This is a genomic window from Mesorhizobium caraganae (assembly GCF_016836705.1).
GTDB lineage: Bacteria > Pseudomonadota > Alphaproteobacteria > Rhizobiales > Rhizobiaceae > Mesorhizobium > Mesorhizobium caraganae.
Genome location: NZ_JAFCGY010000102.1, coordinates 1 through 994 on the forward strand (window position 1 = coordinate 1; position 994 = coordinate 994).

General features: G+C 63.1%; 1 protein-coding gene. It reads left to right on the top strand.

Annotated elements, in window-relative coordinates; all coding sequences use genetic code 11:
* A partial coding sequence (tuf, locus tag JQK88_RS35475) for an elongation factor Tu (protein ID WP_203281231.1) occupies positions 1 to 993 on the top strand: 993 nt, incomplete at its 5' end.
* Between the last annotated feature and the right edge of the window lies 1 nt (position 994).

Here is a 994-nt window from a genome sequence, read left to right on the forward strand (position 1 = left end):
CACGTCGAATACGAGACGGCCAATCGCCACTACGCCCACGTCGACTGCCCCGGACACGCCGACTATGTGAAGAACATGATCACCGGCGCCGCGCAGATGGACGGCGCGATCCTGGTCGTTTCGGCTGCCGACGGCCCGATGCCGCAGACCCGCGAGCACATTCTGCTTGCCCGTCAGGTCGGCGTGCCGTCGATCGTTGTGTTCCTGAACAAGGTCGACCAGGTCGACGACGCCGAACTGCTCGAACTGGTCGAGCTCGAGGTTCGCGAGCTTCTGTCGAAGAACGAGTTCCCCGGCGACGACATTCCGATCGTCAAGGGCTCGGCGCTGGCTGCTCTGGAAGATTCGAACAAGACCATCGGCGAAGACGCGATCCGCGAGCTGATGGCTCAGGTCGACGCCTACATCCCGACGCCGGTTCGTCCGCTGGACAAGCCGTTCCTGATGCCGATCGAAGACGTGTTCTCGATCTCGGGTCGTGGCACGGTTGTGACCGGCCGCGTCGAGCGTGGCGTGGTCAAGGTCGGCGAGGAACTGGAAATCATCGGCATCCGTCCGACGACCAAGACGACCTGCACGGGCGTTGAAATGTTCCGCAAGCTGCTCGACCAGGGCCAGGCCGGCGACAACATCGGCGCGCTGCTGCGCGGCGTTGACCGTGAAGGTGTCGAGCGCGGCCAGGTTCTGGCCAAGCCCGGTACGGTGAAGCCGCACAAGAAGTTCGTGGCCGAAGCCTACATCCTGACCAAGGACGAAGGTGGCCGTCACACGCCGTTCTTCACCAACTACCGTCCGCAGTTCTACTTCCGCACGACCGACGTGACCGGCATCGTGTCGCTGCCGGAAGGCACCGAAATGGTGATGCCCGGCGACAACATCACGGTCGATGTCGAGCTGATCGTGCCGATCGCCATGGAAGAGAAGCTGCGCTTCGCCATCCGTGAAGGCGGCCGCACCGTCGGTGCCGGCATCGTCGTCACCATCAAAGAATAAT